Genomic DNA, 19032 nt, shown 5'->3' on the forward strand with positions numbered 1-19032 from the left:
CCCCGGAGCGTGCTCAGCGCTCCGGGGAACCGGCGCCGCGCCAGGGATCGTAGTCGACCTCCAGCGGCTCCTGCGGCGGCCGCTCCGCCTCCGGCACGTGCTGGAGGTTGACCCTGATGCGATACCACACGCTGCTGCGCCCCCGCATGCCGTCGACCAGCACGTCGGCGGGCTCCAGCAGGGCGGCGACCGCCGGGTGGCGGGCCTTCCACCGCTCGAACCCGGCCAGCGCCTCCTCCTTGTGCTCCGCCCGCGCGATCTCGATGACGGGCATCGTCTGCTGCCTGCGCCCGCTGCCCTTGGGCGGCTTGGGCGCCGGGCCGAGCTCCTCGGCCAGCTCCAGCAGCGAGTCGAGCGAGCCCGGGTGCAGGTCCATGTCCTCCCACGGGTCGCCGGACTCGGCCAGCCGCTTGGCCACGGTGTCGATCGTGAACGTCTCGGGGCGGCAGCGGGGCACCTCGTCCCAGGTCAGCGGCGTCGAGACCCGGGCGTCGGACACGGCCCGCACGGAGTAGGCGGAGGCCACGGTGCGGTCGTAGGCGTTCTGGTTGAAGTCGACGAACACGCCGTGCCGCTCCTCCTTCCACCACCGGCTGGTGGCCAGCTCGGGCGCGCGCCGCTCGACCTCGCGGGCCACCGTCTCGGCCGCCTTGCGCACCTTGGCGAACGGCCAGCGCCGCTCGATGCGGGCATAGACATGGAACCCCCGCGACCCGGACGTCTTGGGCCAGGCGACCAGCCCGTGGTCGGCCAGCACCTCGCGCGCCACCTGCGCGGTGGCCAGCACGTCGGCCCACTCGACACCGGGCACCGGGTCGAGGTCGATGCGCAGCTCGTCGGGCCTGGACAGGTCGTCGGCGCGCACCGGATGGGGGTTGAGGTCGACGCACCCGAGATTGACCACCCACAGCAGCTGGGCCAGGTCGGTGCAGACCACCTCCTCCGCGCTCAGCCCTGAGCGGTATTTCAGCTCGGCCACCTCGATCCAGTCGGGCCGCTTGGCCGGGGCGCGCTTCTGGAAGAACGCCTCCTGCTCGATGCCGTGCACGAACCGCTTGAGCACCATCGGCCGCCCGTGGACGCCCCGCAGCGCCGCCTCGCCCACGGCCTGGTAGAAGCGGATCAGGTCGAGCTTGGTGTGGCCGGACTGCGGGAAGACCACCTTGTCGGGGCTGGTGATGCGGACCTCGCGACCCGCGACCTCGATGTCAGGCATACGGTCACGATACGCGGGGCCACCGACAAGACTCAGGGCTGCAGCTCGGCGCGGCGGGCGCGGCTGCGCGACTCCAGGTAGGCCAGGCCGAGCCGCTGATGCCTGGTGATGGCCGCCTGGTTGTGCTCCAGCGCCTGCTCGGTGCGCCCGAGCCGGAGCGCCAGCTCGGCCAGCACGTCCTGCACGCAGCCGAGGGCCGCGCTGCCCGTGCCCAGGACGATGGGCTGATCGGCGATCGGCAGCAGCCGCTCGTACATCTCCCCGGGGTCGGGGGTGCCGAGCTGGGCGGCCACGAGACCCCAGACCGGGAAGAAGAAGTCGGCCGACCAGTCCTCCCGCAGGTCCACGCCCCACCGTTGGAGCAGCCGCCGCGCCTGTCCGGTGCGGGCCACGTCCAGGGAGGCCAGAATGGCGAGCGGGCGCACCAGGCTCATGAGCGGACGGTCACCCGCGGCCACCAGCTCGTCCAGCAGCTCCGCCACCCGGCCCTGGCCGCGCCGGCACGTGTACAGGACGCCGAGGCGGCGGGCCTCCTGGCCCCACAGGCTCGCCCCGAAGGAGATCTTGGGGAAGTGCTCGGCCAGCGCCTCCGCCTCGGCCCACCGGCCGTGCAGGGCGTGGTCGGCGGTCTGCGCGACGCGGACCATGGCCTCCAGCTCGGGCCGGGCGACCTCGTGCAGCAGCTGCTCGCAGCGGGCCAGGTCCCTGCTCCACTCGGCCAGCTCGCCCGCGCGCAGCAGGCACGACATGCGCAGCACCCGCGCCACCAGCCTGGCCTCCCTGGGCAGGCCGGGGACGGCCAGCATCTCCTCTGCCGCCGCCAGCCGCTCGGGGTTGCGGCCGGGTACGAAGCTCGCGATCAGGTAGTTGTTGAGGGCCTTGGCCAGCAGCATGGGGTCGCCGGAGCGGCGGGCCAGGCCGACCGCGTCGAGCGCCAGCCGCTCGCCCTCGGCGCGCCGGGGGCCGTAGTGCAGCTCGATGCCGAGCGTGCCCAGGAGCGCGGCCCTGGAGCGGTCGTCGAGGTCGCCCGCCAGGAGGTCCTCCAGGATCGCGACCATGTCCTCGTCCACGACGCCGTACGGGCGCCAGTTCCACACCGACAGGCCGCCGAAGACCGAGACCGCCGCCACCAGCGCGTGCCGGTCGCCGAGCCGCTGGGCCTGGGCGACGGCCTCGGTCAGGTCGCGGTAGGCGCCTTCGGCGTCACCCGTGGTGCGGCGGGCCTGGCCCAGCTCGGTGAGCACGCGGCAGCGCTCGGGCGAGTCGCCGGGCGGCAGGTGGTCGAACGCCAGCTCCCACAGCTGCACGGCCTCCTGGTAGCCGTGGCGTTCCGCGGCCTGTCCGGCGGCCCGGATGGCGTAGGTGACGGCCTTGGGCGCGCCGCCCAGCCGGGCCGCGGCGGCGAAGTGGCCGGCCAGGATCGCCGGGTCGGCGCCGGGCAGGGTCTCCAGGTGCCCGGCGGCCCGCAGGTGCAGGCGGGCGCGGTCCAGCCGGGTGAGGCCCTGGTCGAGCGCCTGCCGTACGAGGGCGTGGGAGAAGCGGTAGTCGGCGGCCCCGGTCGGCAGCTGGGCCAGCAGCCCGGCGGCCAGCGCGGGCTCCAGCTGCGACATGACCTCCTCGACGGGGCGGTCCACGAGGGCGGTCAGCAGGTCCAGCTCCACCTCCCGGCCCGCGACCGCGGCGGCTCTGAGCAGGTCGCGGGTGGGCTCGGGGAGGCGGGCCAGGCGGCGTTCGATGACGTCGCGGGCGCCGGGCGGGACGAGGTGGCGCTCGGGTTCGGGCAGGCGGAGCAGCTCGGTCAGGTAGAACGGGTTGCCGCCCGAGCGGTCGAGCAGCTCCTGCGGGTCGGCCGCCACGTCGCGCAGGCGCAGGTAGTCGCGCACGCCCGAGGCGTCGAACGGCGCCAGCGGCAGCCTGCGGCCCTCCCTGGCCAGCGCGCCCAGGGTCTCGCGCAGCTGCTCGGGGTGGTCGCCCGGTTCGGGCCTGAGCGTGGCCACGACGAGCGCGGAGGTCCTGGCCAGCTCGCCGGCGACGTGGCCGAGCAGCTTCAGCGAGGAGGCGTCGGCCCAGTGCAGGTCCTCCAGCACCACGAGCAGGGGGCCGGTCCGCAGCTCCGCCAGCACGGCGTCGTACAGGTCGAACAGCTCGGCCTGCGGGGACGGCGGGATCAGGCCCGCGCGGGTCCACGGCCAGAACGCGGGGGCCGTGCCGCCGTCGAGGCAGCGGCCCCACTCCACCCGGAAGCCCCTGGCGGTGGCCAGGTCGGCGACCGCCCTGGCCAGGCTCGTCTTCCCGATGCCGGCCTCGCCGGTGACCAGCGCCAGCCCGCCCCTGCCGTGTCTGGCCTGCGACAGCAGCTCCTCCAGGACCCGCAGCTCGCCCTCCCTGGCCACGAGCCTGTCGGACCCCGGCCCCGCGGGGACGGGCGCGGGAGCGGGTTCGGGGGCAGGGGTGCTGCCCGGGTCGAGCTCGGGCGCCTGCTCGAACACCGCCTGCTCCAGCCGCCTCAGCTCGGGCCCCGGCTCGATGCCCAGCTCGTCGGCGAGCAGGGCGCGTACCTTGCGCAGCGCCGCGAGCGCGTCGGCCTGGCGGCCCGCCCGGTACAGCCCGAGCACGAGCAGTCCCCACGCCCGCTCCCGGTACGGGTGCGCCTCCGTCAGCGCCTCCAGGTCGGGCAGGCTGGCCTCGCCGAGCGCCAGCCGGGCCTCCAGCCGGTCCTCCTCGGCCGCGAGCCGCAGCTCGTCCAGCCGCGCGGACGCCGCCGGCGCCAGATCGGGGAACTCGGCCAGCGGCTCCCCCCGCCACAGCGCGAGCGCCCGGTCGAGCACCCGCGCGCCCTCCGCGTGCCGCCCCTGCCTGACCAGGCGCGCCCCGTCGGCGGCCCACGCGGCGAAGCGGCCCACGTCCGTCTGGCCGGGCGTGACGTCCAGCACGTAGCCGGGCTCGCGGGTGAGCAGCACCCGGGGCGGCGTGCGCGGCTTGCGGTCCGGCTCCAGCACCCGCCGGAGATGCGAGACGTACGCCTGCAGCGTCGCCGTGGCCTTGGCCGGCGCCTCTCCCGCCCACAGCTCCTCGATCAGCCGGTCGAGCGGCACGACGCGGCCGGGTTCGAGGGCCAGCCGGGCCAGGACCGCACGCTGCTTGCGGGTGCCGAGGTCGAGCCGGTTGCCGTCGCCGTCGTCCACCTCAAGCGGACCGAACAGTCTGAACTCCACGGACCCCAAGTCAACCTCAAATACTTCTCAAGTGCCGAAACGCATGCTTGATCCATGAACGAACTGAAGAACTTGACGACCGGCCGCGTGCTCCTCCCCGGCGACGAGGGTTTCGACGAGGCGCGCAGGCCGTGGAACCTGGCCGTCGACCAGCAGGTGCGCGCGGTCGTCGAAGCGGCCGACGCCGACGACGTGGCGGCCGCGGTCGGCTACGCCCGCCTGCACGGGCTGTCGGTGACCGCGCAGCCGAGCGGCCACGGCGCCTCCGGCGACACCGAGGGCACGATCCTGCTGCGGACCGGCGGCCTGGGCGGAGTGGAGATCGACAACGGGGTGGCGCGCGTCGGCGCGGGCGTGAAGTGGGGCGAGGTGCTGGCGGCGGCGAGCCCGCTCGGGCTGACCGGCCTCGCGGGCAGCTCCCCCGTGGTCAGCGTGACCGGGTACACGCTGGGCGGCGGGCTGAGCTGGTTCAGCAGGAAGTACGGCTTCGCCGCCGACAGCGTGCGGGCCTTCGACGCGGTGGACGCCGAGGGCCGGCGGATCCGGGTGACGGCCGAGCGGGACCCCGAGCTGTTCTGGGCGCTGCGGGGCGGCGGCGGTGACTTCGCGGTCGTGACGGCGATGGAGTTCGAGCTGCGGCCGGCCCCCTTCCTGTACGGCGGGCGGATCATGTGGCCGATCGAGCGGGCGCCCGAGGTGCTGGCCGCCTACCGCGAGGTCACCGCGAGCGCGCCGGACGAATTGACGGTCTGGTTCGACCTGCTGCAGATCCCCGGCGGCCCGGGGTTCGTCATGATCGACAGCACGTACCTGGGCCGGGACCCGGGCGCGCTGCTGCGGCCCTTCGAGCTGATCGGCGGCGCGATCAGCGACAACCGGCGGCTGCTGCCGGTGGCCGAGCTGGGCTCCATCTGCGACGAGCCCACCGATCCCCAGTCCGGCACCAGCCGCTGCGAGCTGCTGACCGGGCTCGACGACCAGGTGGCCGGGGTGCTGCTGGGCGAGCCGATCGACCCGCTGATCAGTGTGCAGATCCGGCACCTGGGCGGCGCGCTGTCCAGGCCCGCCGACGGGGGCGGCGCCTCGGGGCACCTGGACGAGCCGTACCTGATCTACGCGATCGGCCAGCCCACCGAGGCCACGGCCGAGCGCCTCGAACGGCTGGGCAAGGCGCTGGTGCCGTTCAGCAGCGGGCGCAGGCCGTACACGATGCTGCACGGCGGCGAGCAGGCCGCGGCGGCCTTCCCGCGCGAGTCGCTGGCCAGGCTCCGCGACCTCAAGCGGTCCCGCGACCCGCACGGCGTCATCCGGGCCAACTTCCCCGTGCTGGCATAGAGCCGGTTCCAGCGGGACCGGCGCCGCCCGGACACGGCCCCGGCGACGTCCAGCGCCCCGTCCTGCCATCGTCACCGCCGGGAGAGGCACGACAGCGTCTCTCCCGGCGGTGACGCTCAGGGCCGGATCTGGAGCGTGATGGACGGGTCGGTGATCGCGGTGTCGGCGGCCAGGAGGAACGCCTTCGACAGGACGATCGACAACATGCCGCCGTCCTCCTCGAAGGGCAGGAGGACCGGGTCGCCGGAACCGCGGCGGGGGACGATGCACAGGTAAGCGTCGTTGGGCTCCATGAGGATGTTGCCCGAACCGAGGTGGATCTTGTAGGTGCGCAGGTCACCGCGGACGCGCAGGAACCGGTCGGCGATGGTGCAGCGGTCGGCGATGACCAGGCGCGGCAACAACCGGGCCAGCGCGTCACGGCGGACGCGGGCGGTCTCGGTCAGGTCGCCGAAGCCGTAGGAATGCCAGTACTCGCCGTCCCCCTCGGGGTCCAGGCCGGTGGAGGTGACGCCGACGGCCAGGTCAGCGTCACGCAGCACCTCCGACAACGTCAGCGGGGCCACCTCGGTCAGCGGGACTCGGCGCCCGCTGTCGTCGGTGAAGTGGAGATCGCCGCTGACGCAGATGGACACCGTGCCGAGGTCATCTCGCTCGAACGAGCCCTCATCCAGGTGAAAACCCCAGTGGGCGACCAGGCCGCCGGGGAGCTCCTTGGCGGCTTCGGCCTGGTCTGAACCGTACTCCCAGCCCCAGTGGCCCAGTGACATCCCGGTCCAGCCGCGTCCGGTCAGCAACGCCTTCGCCTGACCGTACCGCAGCAGATGACCGGTGAAGCGGCGCGAGTGATCGAGAGTCTCCTCCTCGGCGGGGGTGAGCAGGTAGACCTCGCGGAAGGCCTGCTTGAACGGCTGGCGCAGGCCGTACTCCATGAGGTGATCGCGCCAGGCGCGTACCTCTTCCATGCTGTGGGAGATGGGGTGCCAGAGGAGCACCGGGGTGTCGGGGTCGGGCTGGATGCGGCGCCCGGCCGGGTCGGTCAGCTCCCAGGTGCCGTCCACGAGCACCGGGCGCCCGGCCGGTCCCTGGAGGATCTCCCAGATCAAGGCTCTGCCGAAGGAGCCGGTGACCGGGTGGTCGAGGTAGTGCTCGCACACCTCACTCCAGCGCCAGACGCGTTCGGTGGCCAATGCGCGCTCGATCCGGAAGCGCTCGGCCGGCAAGACCTTCTTGATCTCCTTGGCGGTGGCCTTGAGCTCGGCCAGCAGGTCCTTGTGCTCCTCGCGGACGGCCTTGGGGATCGTCTTGCGGATCTTGCCGGAGGGGTCGACGAAGCCCACGACGCCATCGAGGGTCAGCCGCAGGCCGTGCTCGGCGCGAGTGCCGTCGGGACCCAGTCCGAAGGTCGGGACCGTGCGCTCCAGCAGTTGCTCGGGCGACAACCCGCTCTGAACCGCGACCGCGTCCAAGGTCTTGGCCACGCCTGCCAGGATGGTCTTCTTCCGTACCTTGGCCTGCACGCGGGCCAGCTGGGCGACCACCTCCAGGCCGCCGCGCCGGGCCAGCACCCCGATCGCAGCGTTGGCGAGCATCTCACTGCGCGCGTTGGCGCCGGAGCCGCCGATCCCGGTGCCGGTCGCCACGGCGACGTCCCCCAGCAGGGCGGTCACCCACGGCTCGCCGATCAGCTCGCAGGTCCACACCATGCCGCGCAGCGGTACGGCGGTGCGCTCGCGCAGGAAGACGGTCTCGGTCCACTCGCCGCCGTGGATGGGGTGCCGGAGCGTGACCTCACGGTGGGCGATGACCTGGCCGAGGATGTCTTTGATCAGTTCGGCGGCCTGCGGGGTCAGCGACTCGGCGGCCCGCCTGGTCCACCTTGCGCTGGGTTTGGAGGCGGTGGCGGTGGTCCAGTGCCGCAGCAGTGGCAGGACCTCGGGAGCGGTGAGGCGGGAGGCGTGATCGGCGATCATCCGGGTGGCGAACGCGTCGTCCTCCCACATGATGTTGCGGACGGTGGCGCCGGGATCGTCGGTCTCCGGTTCGGTGAGCAGCGCCTCGACCGGCTCGCGCAGGACCTCCCAGGCGGGCTTCCAGTACCGGGCGAACCACCCGGGCATGGAATTCAGCACGACACGCCGCTCGTGGTAGGGAAGCCGGGCGGTGGCGGCCAGCGGCAGCCGGTACAGCTCGGCGTAGTTGGTGTGCCGCCAGGTCATCAGGCCGTTGGCCGCGCTCCACAGCTGGGTGACCACCGCCATGGGAACCTCCGGCAGGTGGCCGATCGCCTCGCGGATGACGTCGAGCCGGCGTTCGTCGTGATCGTGGCCGCCGTCCCAGCCGAGGCTGAGCCGCATCTGTGCCCACACGGCGAAGAGGCGTAACTCGCTCTCGTCGTACTCCTCCGCATTGAAGGCCTCATGAGCAGCGAAGGCAGAGTCGAACCGCTCGAACATCTCTTTGTGGTCGTTGGCCAGATAGACCAAGTCGTAGTGGTTGTTGAGGGGAGAGTCACGAAGAATGTCGTAGTTCACGTCAGCCCCCGACCAGGGGGACGAGCTTGACGAAGGACACCACCGGATCGACGGTCAGATCGATCTCGGCGTCGCCCGGCTTGACCAGGCCGCGGAAATGATGCGACGGGGCGGCGTTGTGGCGGGCCACCGCCTCGCGTACGCGCAGCCGTACCAGCTCCCGGGCCGAGATCCGCTCAGGGAGGCCAGGCAGAGAGAACGCCCCCAGCTCCCGGCCCATCGCAGTCTCATCGCGAAACGTCACTGATGCCATCGAACGCCCTGTGTCTAGAAATGTCGGATGATGACGCCATCTATAGCAACGCAGGGCGACAAACTTCGGCGAAGGTGGACTCCGAGCATCCTCGAGACGCGGGCGCGAACCCCCGAGGGCCCCTGCTGCGTCTTCGAGGTCGCCGAAGCCTCCGCGAGCGCGTTAGAGATCGCCGAAGTCTCCGTGGCGGCCCGCGCCCGCCCCGAAGCGGGCGGCGCCGCCCACGGCGTCGGGCAGCGAGACGAGCCCGTGGCGCAGCTCGTTGCGCATCGCCTCCTCCTCGCTCACCCCCTCCTGCTCCAGCGCCGACAGCCGGTCGCCGCGCAGGCAGGTCTGCGGGAAGCGGGCGATCTCGCGGGCCAGCTCCTCGGCGTGCCGCCGTGCGGTGCCGGTGGGCACGAGCCGGTTGGCCAGCCCCCACTCGTACGCCTCCCGCCCCTCGACGGGCCGGCCGGTGAGGATCATGTCCATGGCCCGCGAGGCGCCGACGAGCCGGGGCAGCCGTACGGTGCCGCCGTCGATGAGCGGCACCCCCCACCTGCGGCAGAACACCCCGAAGACCGCCCCCTCCTCGGCCACCCGCAGGTCGCACCAGAGGGCCAGCTCCAGCCCGCCCGCGACGGCGTGCCCGGCCACGGCGGCGATGACCGGCTTGGACAGCCGCACCCTGGTCGGTCCCATCGGCCCGTCGCCGTCCTCGCCGACGTGGTTGTCGAGCGCCTTGAGGTCGGCGCCCGCGCAGAACGTGCCGCCCTCGCCCCACAGCACCGCCACGGCGGCGTCGGAGCCCTCGAAGTCACGGAACGCGCTCGCCAGCGCGTCGGCCGTCTTGCGATCGACCGCGTTACGCGCCTCCGGCCTGCTGATCACCACGGTGGTGACCGGTCCCTCGCGCTCCACGCGTACGGTCATGCGGCCCTCCTCGGGGAAGTCCTCGGGGAACGGGCCGAGCGTACGTCCAAGCCGGGGTTCCCTGCCAGCAACTCACCGTCAGTGATTCCCGGGATGCCGCCTCGAACCGGCCTGGCCGGGCTCTACGCGGCGCAGGTCGCCTTGGTCAATCCGTGCTCGTTGCTTGGCGGCGGTGGTCCGGCAACCGCGCAGTGGTCTGCCGATCATCGGGCCTCTCCGCGCAGGATCTGCTCGAAGATGCGTCTGGCGGTCGCGGTCAACGTCCACGCGGTTTCCCGGACGGTCCGCTTCGCGCGGTCGGTACGGCGGACAAAGCCCTGGCCGGCGGCGGCGCACAGTTCGTACGTCCTCTCGCGGCATTCACAGGTGTGTGAGATCACCCGGATACGCGGCGCCCGAGGAGTGGGCTCGTACCAGGACAGCTTGACGTGGCCGGGCAGGGGTGGCTCGACGTGCGGACCATGGAAGTCGGGGATCTTCGACATGTCACGCGGTCCTTTCCTCAAGTTCTCGACGAGGTTCCTGCACGTGATGTCGATGCGGGACATCCGCGATGTCCACCGCGGCAGGGGCCTGGACAGGCAGTTCGAACCAGACGGTTCGGCCGAACGAGCGCCTTCTGACTCCCCATTTCGTCGCCACGGCCGCCAAGATCTGAAGTCCACGTCCGCCGGTCTCGAATGTGTCGTCACGAAGTCGCGGCCCCGACCACCACCCCTGGTCCATCACTTCGATACGGATCCAGTCGGCGCCGAGCCACAGGCGGACTCGAAATGACCCCCATTTCCAGCGACCGGACATAGTGTGCTTTATCGCGTTGGCGGCGAGCTCGGTGACCAGGAGCCGCAGATTGTCCAGAAGATTCGCATCGTCAGCAGTCTCCGGCAGTGCCATAACGAGCCAATGAGCAGCATAAATCCGTACATCACGGATTATCTGAGGGCACCCAGGAAACCGCATTGCGCCGACGAGTTTCATTCCGAGTGAAGACATATTTATCACCCATACCCCTATTAGCCCGGCATAACGATGTCAGCATTGATCCTGCTGGGCTCTGTTATGAGCGCTTGCGAATCATCCATCTCCGCAAGCCCCTTCAAACAATGCCTGCGACGCGCTACATTGTCTTGCGAAACAATCCCAGAGCGGTCCCAGACTTCAACTGGCAGCAAACCAGAAGAGCTGGAATGGACTTGGTTACGGGAGGCGTGATGCCAGCACCCAAGGAGCTTGACCCAACCGCCAGCCCAGCGGCACATTTCGGTGCCGATCTGCGCAAATACCGATATGCCGCTAAATGGACTCAGGAACAGCTCGCCGAGCGCATCGGCTACAGCAAGAGCCGCATCGGCAACGTAGAACGCGGAGACGAGAACCCCACGCGCGAGTTGATCGAGCTCTGCGAAGAGGCACTTGGCCTCAACGGCCCCCTGCTCTCCCACTGGCCAGCCATCAGCGGCAACCGGATGCCCGATTGGTTCCGGCAGTGGCCACCGATCGAGAGGAAAGCCGATCAGCTCCTCACCTGGGCCCCACTCATCGTGCCCGGACTGGTACAGACGGAGGAGTACGCGCGTGCGATCTTCGAGGGCGAGCCTCACGCGACCCCGCAGCAGGCCGAAGAAGCGGTCGAGGCCCGGATGGAGCGACAATCCATATTCAATCGGCCGAATCCCCCTCAATTCCTTGCTGTGATGGACGAGGGCATCCTGTATCGTCCGGTTGGAGACGAGTTCGTAACCCACCGCCAGCTAGAGCACCTGATCACTTTGGCCGAGAACAAGTGGTTCACCGTCCAACTACTCCCGTACGCGGCCCGGTGTACGGCAGTGCTGGTGGGCCCAGCTCTCTTGGCGCAGCAGAACGGAGTGCCGATCGCCGCCTACGTCGAATCAGCCGTCCAAGGTCGCGTCGTTGACTCCACCAGCGAGATCAAGCGACTCGTGGACCGACTCGAACTCATACGCAGCGCGGCGCTCCCTGAGTATCTGTCAGTGCAGCGGATCAAGGAGAGAGTGCAGCGTGGAGATGAATGAGGAAGTCGCGAAGGAGATTGCAACCCCGACCGGATGGATCACCGCGTCGAGCGGTCAAGGCGGCGACTGCCTGGAGGCCAAGCATCTGTCCGACGGCCGCATCGCGTTGCGCGACACCGAACAGCCGGATACCGAGCCATGGGTGGTCCGTCGGGCCGTCTGGGACAAGTTCGTAGCAGGCGCGAAGAACGGCATATTCGACTTCTAGCGTCATCAACCAAGCAACAGCCCCGCGGGAACCTTCCTGACCTCCTGCGGGGACTCGGCTTTCGCCCGGGTCGCAGCAGGACTCAGGCGAGCCCGTACTTCCGCCCGATCGAGGCGGCCTCCTCCTCGGGTACCTCAATGGGCGTACGACTCAGAGCCTGGCGCAACTCGTCCATGATCGCCTGCGCGGAAGTACGGGCACGGGCGCCTCCCGACCCGCCGGCCGGACCCTTGCCCGGCCCGGACGGCTGGAGAGTGGCCCGGCAGGCACGAGTGAACGGGCCCTCGAAGCCCTGATCCGACGCACATGGATCGGCAGCGAGCTTGTCCGCAACCTCGCCACTTAGAGTGATCATGCGGCTACGATTCATCCGTGAGCAGCTACGTCCGAATCATTCGCGAGCACATGCGCCAGCAACCGTCCCCAACCTGGACAGAACTGCCGCTGGCGGGCGAACGACTCTCGGAGATCATCCTTTTTGGTCATGGGAAGGATGCCGATGTCATGGTGGAGCTGCTTGACGGGCGGCAGTTCGTCTTGGGTTTGGGCGGCACCCTGCGAGTACACGGCTGCCCTGGGCTGGAAACCGAGGTAACCAGATGGGATGACCGTTCGCTGGTCATCCGGTATTTCGGCCAGAATCTGAAAGTGGCTGCCGTACAGCTTGGCGTTCCGGACCAGGCCGACGCAGAGAAGCTTGCCACTGATGTTCAGGAATGGCTGGCTACGAACGGTGTTGACCACCTGCTTTGGGGAGTATCAATCGAGATTGAGGTCGTGCCGATCCTCGAAGCCGCCGATTGAGGTCAGCGGGCTGTCACGAGCGAAGCGGCGCCCTTGCGCATACCGCAGTATGCTTGCTTCATGGCGGATACGACACGCATCACGGTGACGCTGCCGAGTGACCAGGTTGCTGAGCTCAGGAAGCTCACCGACAACGTCTCCGGCTATGTCGCCGAGGCGGTGGCGCGTCAGCTGCGGCACCAACTCCTCGGCGCCGACCTGCTGCGTTACCAGGAGGAGCACGGAGAGTTCACCGAGGAGGAGCTGGCTCAGGCCCGCTCCAGGATATTCGGGGCGGCGGGCCTCGGTGGTTCAGCGGGCGCGGCGTGATCGAGCACGTCGAAACCGTCGTCCTGGACTCCCAAGGGGTCTCCGCCTGGATCGCACAGGATCGCAAGATTCTCGCGATGTTCCAGGTATTCCAGACCATGGGCACCGATTTCGTCATCAGCGCCAACACCATCGTGGAAGTCAGCCACGCGCGGGTGAACATGCCTCGACTGCAGTGGGCGCTCTCCCGCGTCAAGGTCGAGCCGGTAACCGAGAGCGCGGCGAAGGCGGCCGCGAAGCTGCTCAAGGGAGCAGGTCTGCACGGCCACAAGTACGCGATCGACGCGACCGTTGCCGAGGTGGCACTGCGCCAGCCGGGCCCGGTGGCCATACTGACCTCCGATGTCGACGACATGGCCCGACTGTGCGGGGACCGGGTCCGACTTATCGGCATCTGAGCTCATCGGCCGCCCATCCTTGCTCCTGCCTCACCGTCGCCAATAGTCGTGCAGGCGTACCGTGCCCAGCACGCCTCCAATACTCAGCACGAGGTCGGCGGTCTCGACGCGGAATCTCACAACTGACAGAGCGCGCGATGGCAGAATGTGACCGTGCGGCCACTCGGAGCGAAGTACTTCAACGCCACCGGCCCGTGCGATCCGCGGCGCCACTACATGCTTCCCCCCACGCAGCGGCTCCCGCAGGCACGGACACTCATCGACATGGACCGTTACTTCGTGCTGCATGCACCCCGACAGACCGGGAAGACGACGTCGTTGCGGGCGCTGGCGTCTGAGCTCACCGCCGAGGGTGACATCGCCGCCCTGATGTTCTCCTGCGAGCGTGCCGTGGTGGCCGGTGACGACTACGCCGCTGCGGAGTCGATTCTGCTGCATTCCATCCGCGAGGCCGCCGAGCGGTCGGAATGGCCGGACGAGCTGCTGCCGCCGGATCCCTGGCCGCAGGTCACACTGGGCAGCCGCTTGGGTGCGGCGCTGAGCGAGTGGTGCCGCCAGTGCCCGCGCCCGGTAGTGCTGTTTCTCGACGAGATCGACGCCCTGCAGGGCGATAGCATGATCAGTATCCTCCGCCAGCTCCGCGACGGCCACAACGCGCGGCCGGAGGGCTATCCGTTCCCCACGTCCGTGGTGCTGTGCGGGTTGCGCAACGTGCGTGACTACAAGGTCGCCTCGGGCGGCGACCCCGGCCCGTGGAATCCGGCCAGCCACATCATCGCCGAGTCGCTGCGGCTGGGCGACTTCACCGCCGGTCAGATCGCCGAGCTCTACGACCAGCACACGCGAGCGACCGGCCAGCAGTTCACCAAAGACGCGGTGGATCTGGCCTTCGAGCTAACCCAGGGACAGCCGTGGCTGGTCAATGCCCTCGCCGATGAGATCATCTCGGAGATGGGAGTGACCGGCGCCATCACTGGCGAGCACGTGGAGGAGGCGCAGGAGCGGTTGATCCAGACGCGTGACACCCATCTGGATTCGCTGATGGCTCGGCTGCGCGAGGCCCCGGTCAGACGGGTGATGGAGCCCGTGGTGGCCGGGACCTTCCCCGACATCGACCACACCTTCTCCGACGACCTGTCCTACGTCCGCGATCTGGGCCTGGTCAAGCAGAAACCTCCGCTAGAGGTGGCGAACGCCATCTATCGGGAGGTCATCTTGCGAGTTCTGGGCGCTCACACGGAGCGGTTCGTGATGGCCGATCCGCGGAGCTTCGTGCTGCCGGACGGGCGTTTCGACCTGGACCGGCTGCTGGAGGAGTTCGTCGTGTTCTGGCGCGAGCACGGCGAGGTGCTCATCCGGCAGGAGGGTTACCACGAGGCCGCCTGCCAGATCATCCTCATGGCCTTCCTGCATCGCCTGGTGAACGGCGGAGGCTATCTCGATCGGGAGTACGCCGCGGGCACCAAGCGCCTGGACGTGCTGGTCCGCTGGCCCTACACCGGTCCGGGGGGAGAGCGGCTGATGCAGCGGGAGGCGATGGAGCTGAAGGTCTGGCGGGCGGGCAGGGACGACCCGTTGCCCGACGGTCTCGCGCAGCTCGACCGCTATCTGGACCGGCTCAGCCTCTCCACCGGCGTGCTGGTGGTCTTCGACCGGCGCCCGGAGGCCCCGCCCTGGAAGGAACGAGGCGCTTTCGAGCAGGCGACCACGCCGTCCGGCCGCCAGGTCACCGTCCTGCGGGTGTGACGGATTCCCTGCTCGAACACAGGCGCGACAGAGCAGGGAAAGGGATACGACAGCCGTCCTTGGTTGACTCGATGCGTCGGTTCCGCGATCAGGAGGAAGGACGGACATCGTATGCTTACCCGGATTCGCCGTCGAGGGCTGGTCCTCGCGCTCGCCACGGGGCTGGTCACGGCTCAGGTCGTCGTCGCCGGGGCATCCCCCGCCGCCGCGTCGCCGCAGGAGTGTGAGCGGGGCGCCAACGGCTTCGTCGACATTCCCGACACCCTGCGGGGCACGCAGGCGCCGGTGACACCGGTCGGCATCTTCGGGCGGACCGCCACCCTCTACTACGGCAGGATCGGTGGTGTCACCCGCGGTTGGGCTCACCTGGGTGGGACCACTCAGTGGGGTGACAGCGTCTGGATGGACTGGACCCGGGACGGCGGCAGGACCTGGCTCCAGTGCGGTCCGTTCGAGGTGAGCTCCGGCGGGCAGACGAAGACCAGCGCGGCACAGCGCACCAGCTCCGACTCCAACTGGAGATTCCGGGCCTGCTTGAGGTGGGGTCGCCACGAGCCGGCGGCCATCAAGTGCACCGATTGGTGGTAGTCGCCGGGTCACGGCTGGAAACGCTGTGGTGGGCGGATCGAGGGCCCGCCCACCACCCGTTCGTCAGAGCGTGGCAGCTCCCGAAACGAGGTCGTCGAACAGCTCCGAGCCCTCCGCCGGGCGGTCGATCCCGCGCAGCGGGCCGTGGTCCACGAGGTGGGCCTCGGCGTAGAGGCGGGCGACCAGCGCCTTGCGGCCGTCGTCGAGCCCCCAGGTGGCCTGGTCCTCCAGCAGGGCGGCGGCGTACACGTCGGCCATGAACTGCGCCAGCGGATACAGCCGCTCCTCCGCCGCCGAGGGCTCCAGCGCGGCCCACGCCGAGACGGCCTTGGCGAGGTCGTCGATGCGGGCGTGCACCAGGTCGGAGGTGGCCAGGTCGCGCAGGCGGTCGAGGAAGGGCAGGTGGGCCTGCTCCTTCACCATGGCCCGCCGCACGTCGAGGCAGAGGATGTTGTCGCCGCCCTCCCAGATGGGGTTGACCTGGGCGTCGCGCAGGAGGCGGGCCACCGGCCACTGCTCGATGTAGCCGTTGCCGCCGTGCACCTCGATCGCGTCGCCGGCCGCCGTCACCCCGAGGCGGGCGGCGCGCAGCTTGATCAGGGCGGGGGCGATGCGCAGGCGGGGGCCGGCGAGGCCGTCGAAGGCGAGCGCCTGGGCGGCCTCGACCTCGACGATCAGCTCGCTCAGCTTGCGGCGCATGAGCGGCTGGTCGATGAGCGGCCGTCCGAACGCCTCGCGGGCCCGGGCGTAGCAGATCGACTCCACGAGCGCGCGCCTGGCCACGCCGACGCCCATCATGGCCACCCCGAGCCTGGAGGCGTTGGTGAGCTTCATCATGGTCCCGAGCCCGGAGCCGGAGCCCTCGCCCGACAGGGGGAACGCCTCCGCGTCGGCGAACTCGACCTCGGCCGAGGCTACCGACCTGGTGCCGAGCTTGTCCTTGAGCCGCCTGATCCGCACGCCGTTGCGGCTTCCGTCCCGCCGGTCCCACAGCACGAGGAACGGCGACACGTTCCCGTCAGGGCGCCTGGCCAGCACCACGAACGCGGACCCGTTGGCGTTGGAGGCGAACCACTTGAAGCCGGTCAGCAGCCACGCGTCGCCGGCGGGCACCGCCACGGCCTCCAGTGCGGCCAGGTCCGAGCCGCCCGTCCGCTCGGTGAACATCTGAGCGGCCTCGCCGGAGTAGTAGCCGTTGGCGAAGATCTCCCGCACCCGATCGCGTACGTCCTCGGGCGCGTACTTCTCGGCGAGGGAGACCACCATGTCCCCTCCGGTGCCGAGCGCGCAGCCCATCCCGATGTCGGCCTGATCGAGCAGGTACGTCCAGGCGGCGGCGAGCGCGGCCGGGTTCGCCCCGTGCGCCCGCGCCTCGGCGGCGAAGGACGGCGAGGTGAAGTTGTCCTCCATGAGCGCCCGCCGGGCCGCGTGGAACGACGGCGGCATGACGACCTCGCTGACGTCCCTGCCCCACTTGTCGTACTTCTCCAGCCGCGGCGGGTTGCGGTCGGTCTCCTCGGCGCACTCGGCCACGAGCCCGCCCATCAGCGCGCCCAGCCGGTCCAGGCGCGGCTCCGCCCAGGCGAAGCCCTCGCCCAGGTGGCGCCGCATGAGCAGGCGCAGCGTGGGATCGCAGGTCCACCAGTTGCGCCCGGCGGCGCCCTGGTAGCGCTCGGTGGCGTAGCGGTCGCTGCGGTCGAAAGGTTCGATGAGATAGCGCCCCATACTCGCGAGTGTTACATATACTCGACACGCGATGGAAGAGCGTAACACCCTGAGTGCCAGATCGGCCGTGCTGAGCGCGCTGCTGGGCAGCCACCCGCCGCGGCTGCCGGCCCGGCAGCTGGTGCGCATCGGCGCGCTGTTCGGCATCGCCGAGGGCACCGTACGGGTGGCGCTGTCGCGCATGGTCGCGGCCGGCGACCTCCTCCAGGACGGCCGCTTCTACACGCTGTCGGGGCGGCTCGTCGAGCGCCAGGCCAGGCAGGACGAGAGCCGCGACCCGCACACCAGGCCCTGGGACGGCACGTGGGAGGTCGCCGTGGTCACGGCGGAGCGGCGCGCGCCCGCCGACCGGGCCGCGTTCCGGGCCACGATGTCCGCGCTGCGCCTGGCCGAGCTGCGCGAGGGCACCTGGATGCGGCCCGCCAACCTGGTGCGCGAGTGGCCGGAGGCCGTCACGGCGCAGTGCACCCTGATCGACGGCCGCCCGCACGACGACCCCACTCCCCTGCTGTGGGACCTGGACGGCTGGGCGGCCGAGGCGCGCCGGCTGGAGCGGGCCCTCGACCGGGCCGGCGGCCTGGCCGAGGGCTTCCTGGTCTCGGCCGCCGTGCTGCGCCACCTCCTGGCCGACCCGCTGCTCCCGCAGGAGCTGCTGCCGGCCGGCTGGCCGGGCGCGGAGCTGCGCGCCCGCTACGACGACTTCGACCGCCACTACCGCGAGGTGCTGTACGAGCACCTCAAGGGCTGAACGGCGGCTACAGGGGCACGCCGAAGATGATCCGGCGGTTCCTGAACTCGGTGACGCTCCACAACTTGCCGCCCTGCACCGTCAGGTCCTCCGGCCCGATGGGGAACCCCCGCGTCTCCAGCTTGCCGTCGGTGTGGACAAGCAGCTTGCCGTTGGCGTTCGCGCCGGCCGCCTGGCTCAGGTACCACTTGCCGCCCCATGAGATGGCCCCCTGGATCTTGGGCTGTCCCATGATGAAGGCGTCCTCCGGCTCGCCGCCGGACAGGCCCAGGGGCCAGCGGCCCACCCAGCCGCCCGGGTCGCTCTCGCGGTACTCGCCGGTGACCAGCCGCGGCGTGCCGCCACTGCGGTCGATCGAGACGAACGAGAAGAGCGGCCCCGGCTTCGCGACCTTCCAGAAGTCGGTCTGCGGCATCACGTACCGATAGCCGAAGGCGTGGAGCTTGCCGCCGTGCCGTCCGACCCGCGTGGGGTCGCCCAGGTCGTTCTGGGCGGTGCGCAGGTCGAGCACGTGCTTCAGGTCGAAGACACGCAGCCCCCTCTTGGTGTCGGCGATGTAGACCAGGTCGCCGTCGCACGCGATGCCGCCCGCGTGGATGTTGATCGGCCCGTACGAACCATCAGGCTTCGCCTCGACCAGCAGCGCATGCTGATATTTCAGGGTTTTGGGGCTGAGAAAGGACACCCTGATGCCCCGCTCGCCCGCCTCCGGCTTGAAGTACCAGGACGCCAGGAACGCCGGCACCCCGATGGAGCCCGACTCGTCCGAGCATGTCAGCCCCTGCGGGTACCAGTCGACCGTGTCCTGGTCCTTGCCGTCGAAGGCGTACCACTCGGCCGGTTTCGGGCTCATCGCCCCCAGCGCGCCCGATGCCCCCTTCCGGGTCGCCACCCGGTTGGCCTGCGCCAGCACCGCCTCGACACCGGCGCTGCCGATCTCCCCCGCCAGCTTCGCCGCCCCTTCGGCCAGATCGCCCGCTTCCCGACGCAAGGCGAAGGGTGCCT

The 19032-nt window shown here is 70.4% G+C and carries 19 protein-coding genes; 9 read left to right on the forward strand and 10 right to left on the reverse strand.

All coding sequences use genetic code 11. The features are described from left to right. Window positions 1-13: 13 nt before the first annotated feature. Both ligD and ACIBI9_RS06660 read right to left on the reverse strand, forming a co-directional pair. The gene (gene ligD / locus ACIBI9_RS06655) at window positions 14-1216 is read right to left on the reverse strand and encodes a non-homologous end-joining DNA ligase (RefSeq protein ID WP_397220946.1); all 1203 of its coding nucleotides are present in this window, start codon (window positions 1214-1216) and stop codon (window positions 14-16) included. Window positions 1217-1248: 32 nt separating this feature from the next. Next, the gene (locus ACIBI9_RS06660) at window positions 1249-4431 is read right to left on the reverse strand and encodes a BTAD domain-containing putative transcriptional regulator (protein ID WP_397220947.1); all 3183 of its coding nucleotides are present in this window, start codon (window positions 4429-4431) and stop codon (window positions 1249-1251) included. A gap of 54 nt (window positions 4432-4485) precedes the next feature. Between ACIBI9_RS06660 and ACIBI9_RS06665 the strand changes: the two genes are divergently transcribed. Then, window positions 4486-5766: an FAD-binding oxidoreductase gene (locus ACIBI9_RS06665; RefSeq protein ID WP_397220948.1), complete on the forward strand. Its 1281-nt coding sequence runs from the start codon at window positions 4486-4488 to the stop codon at window positions 5764-5766. Between the two features lie 116 nt (window positions 5767-5882). Here the strand turns inward: ACIBI9_RS06665 and ACIBI9_RS06670 are convergent, their stop codons facing one another. The 5 genes from ACIBI9_RS06670 to ACIBI9_RS06690 all read right to left on the reverse strand — a co-directional run bounded on the left by ACIBI9_RS06670 (window position 5883) and on the right by ACIBI9_RS06690 (window position 10359). Further along, a complete protein-coding gene (locus tag ACIBI9_RS06670) occupies window positions 5883-8300 on the reverse strand; it encodes a DUF4132 domain-containing protein (protein ID WP_397220949.1) in 2418 nt (805 codons plus the stop codon). 1 nt (window position 8301) lies between these two features. Further along, complete coding sequence (locus ACIBI9_RS06675; protein ID WP_397220950.1) at window positions 8302-8553, reverse strand: hypothetical protein; 252 nt, start codon at window positions 8551-8553, stop codon at window positions 8302-8304. A gap of 162 nt (window positions 8554-8715) precedes the next feature. Beyond that, entirely contained in the window at window positions 8716-9465 is a 750-nt protein-coding gene (locus tag ACIBI9_RS06680; RefSeq protein ID WP_397220951.1) for a crotonase/enoyl-CoA hydratase family protein, read from the reverse strand. Between the two features lie 203 nt (window positions 9466-9668). After that, window positions 9669-9950: a hypothetical protein gene (locus ACIBI9_RS06685; protein ID WP_397220952.1), complete on the reverse strand. Its 282-nt coding sequence runs from the start codon at window positions 9948-9950 to the stop codon at window positions 9669-9671. Between the two features lies 1 nt (window position 9951). Next, a complete protein-coding gene (locus ACIBI9_RS06690; protein ID WP_397220953.1) occupies window positions 9952-10359 on the reverse strand; it encodes an ATP-binding protein in 408 nt (135 codons plus the stop codon). A gap of 317 nt (window positions 10360-10676) precedes the next feature. Between ACIBI9_RS06690 and ACIBI9_RS06695 the strand changes: the two genes are divergently transcribed. Together ACIBI9_RS06695 and ACIBI9_RS06700 are read left to right on the forward strand one after the other, a co-directional pair. After that, window positions 10677-11501: a Scr1 family TA system antitoxin-like transcriptional regulator gene (locus ACIBI9_RS06695; RefSeq protein WP_397220954.1), complete on the forward strand. Its 825-nt coding sequence runs from the start codon at window positions 10677-10679 to the stop codon at window positions 11499-11501. Beyond that, window positions 11494-11709 (forward strand): DUF397 domain-containing protein, encoded by a 216-nt coding sequence (locus ACIBI9_RS06700; RefSeq protein ID WP_397221812.1) that lies wholly within the window; start codon window positions 11494-11496, stop codon window positions 11707-11709. Before ACIBI9_RS06695 ends, ACIBI9_RS06700 begins: the two co-directional genes overlap by 8 nt. Window positions 11710-11791: 82 nt before the next feature. On the opposite strand, the gene ACIBI9_RS06705 is transcribed toward ACIBI9_RS06700, so the two are convergent. Beyond that, window positions 11792-12064: a hypothetical protein gene (locus ACIBI9_RS06705; protein ID WP_397220955.1), complete on the reverse strand. Its 273-nt coding sequence runs from the start codon at window positions 12062-12064 to the stop codon at window positions 11792-11794. A gap of 17 nt (window positions 12065-12081) precedes the next feature. On the opposite strand from ACIBI9_RS06705, the gene ACIBI9_RS06710 reads away from it, so the two are divergent. The 5 genes from ACIBI9_RS06710 to ACIBI9_RS06730 all read left to right on the forward strand — a co-directional run bounded on the left by ACIBI9_RS06710 (window position 12082) and on the right by ACIBI9_RS06730 (window position 15554). Continuing rightward, window positions 12082-12513 (forward strand): hypothetical protein, encoded by a 432-nt coding sequence (locus ACIBI9_RS06710; protein WP_397220956.1) that lies wholly within the window; start codon window positions 12082-12084, stop codon window positions 12511-12513. A 60-nt stretch (window positions 12514-12573) separates the two neighbouring features. Beyond that, entirely contained in the window at window positions 12574-12822 is a 249-nt protein-coding gene (locus tag ACIBI9_RS06715) for a hypothetical protein (RefSeq protein ID WP_397220957.1), read from the forward strand. Continuing rightward, window positions 12819-13220, forward strand: a complete 402-nt coding sequence (locus ACIBI9_RS06720; RefSeq protein WP_397220958.1) for a DNA-binding protein — start codon at window positions 12819-12821, stop codon at window positions 13218-13220. Before ACIBI9_RS06715 ends, ACIBI9_RS06720 begins: the two co-directional genes overlap by 4 nt. Before the next feature lie 153 nt (window positions 13221-13373). After that, window positions 13374-14966 carry an ATP-binding protein gene (locus ACIBI9_RS06725; protein WP_397220959.1) on the forward strand — a complete coding sequence of 531 codons (1593 nt, stop codon included), beginning with the start codon at window positions 13374-13376 and terminating at the stop codon, window positions 14964-14966. A 111-nt stretch (window positions 14967-15077) separates the two neighbouring features. Beyond that, window positions 15078-15554 carry a hypothetical protein gene (locus ACIBI9_RS06730; RefSeq protein ID WP_397220961.1) on the forward strand — a complete coding sequence of 159 codons (477 nt, stop codon included), beginning with the start codon at window positions 15078-15080 and terminating at the stop codon, window positions 15552-15554. A gap of 63 nt (window positions 15555-15617) precedes the next feature. On the opposite strand, the gene ACIBI9_RS06735 is transcribed toward ACIBI9_RS06730, so the two are convergent. Continuing rightward, on the reverse strand, window positions 15618-17279 hold the full coding sequence (locus ACIBI9_RS06735; protein ID WP_397220962.1) for an acyl-CoA dehydrogenase family protein: 1662 nt from the start codon (window positions 17277-17279) through the stop codon (window positions 15618-15620). A gap of 31 nt (window positions 17280-17310) precedes the next feature. Between ACIBI9_RS06735 and ACIBI9_RS06740 the strand changes: the two genes are divergently transcribed. After that, window positions 17311-18027, forward strand: coding sequence for a PaaX family transcriptional regulator C-terminal domain-containing protein (locus ACIBI9_RS06740; RefSeq protein WP_397220963.1), 717 nt, complete (start codon window positions 17311-17313; stop codon window positions 18025-18027). 7 nt (window positions 18028-18034) lie between these two features. Here ACIBI9_RS06740 and ACIBI9_RS06745 read toward each other — a convergent pair whose 3' ends face one another. Beyond that, window positions 18035-19018, reverse strand: a complete 984-nt coding sequence (locus tag ACIBI9_RS06745; protein ID WP_397220964.1) for a hypothetical protein — start codon at window positions 19016-19018, stop codon at window positions 18035-18037. Window positions 19019-19032: the final 14 nt, after the last annotated feature.

It is taken from the genome of Nonomuraea sp. NPDC050451 (genome assembly GCF_044458585.1).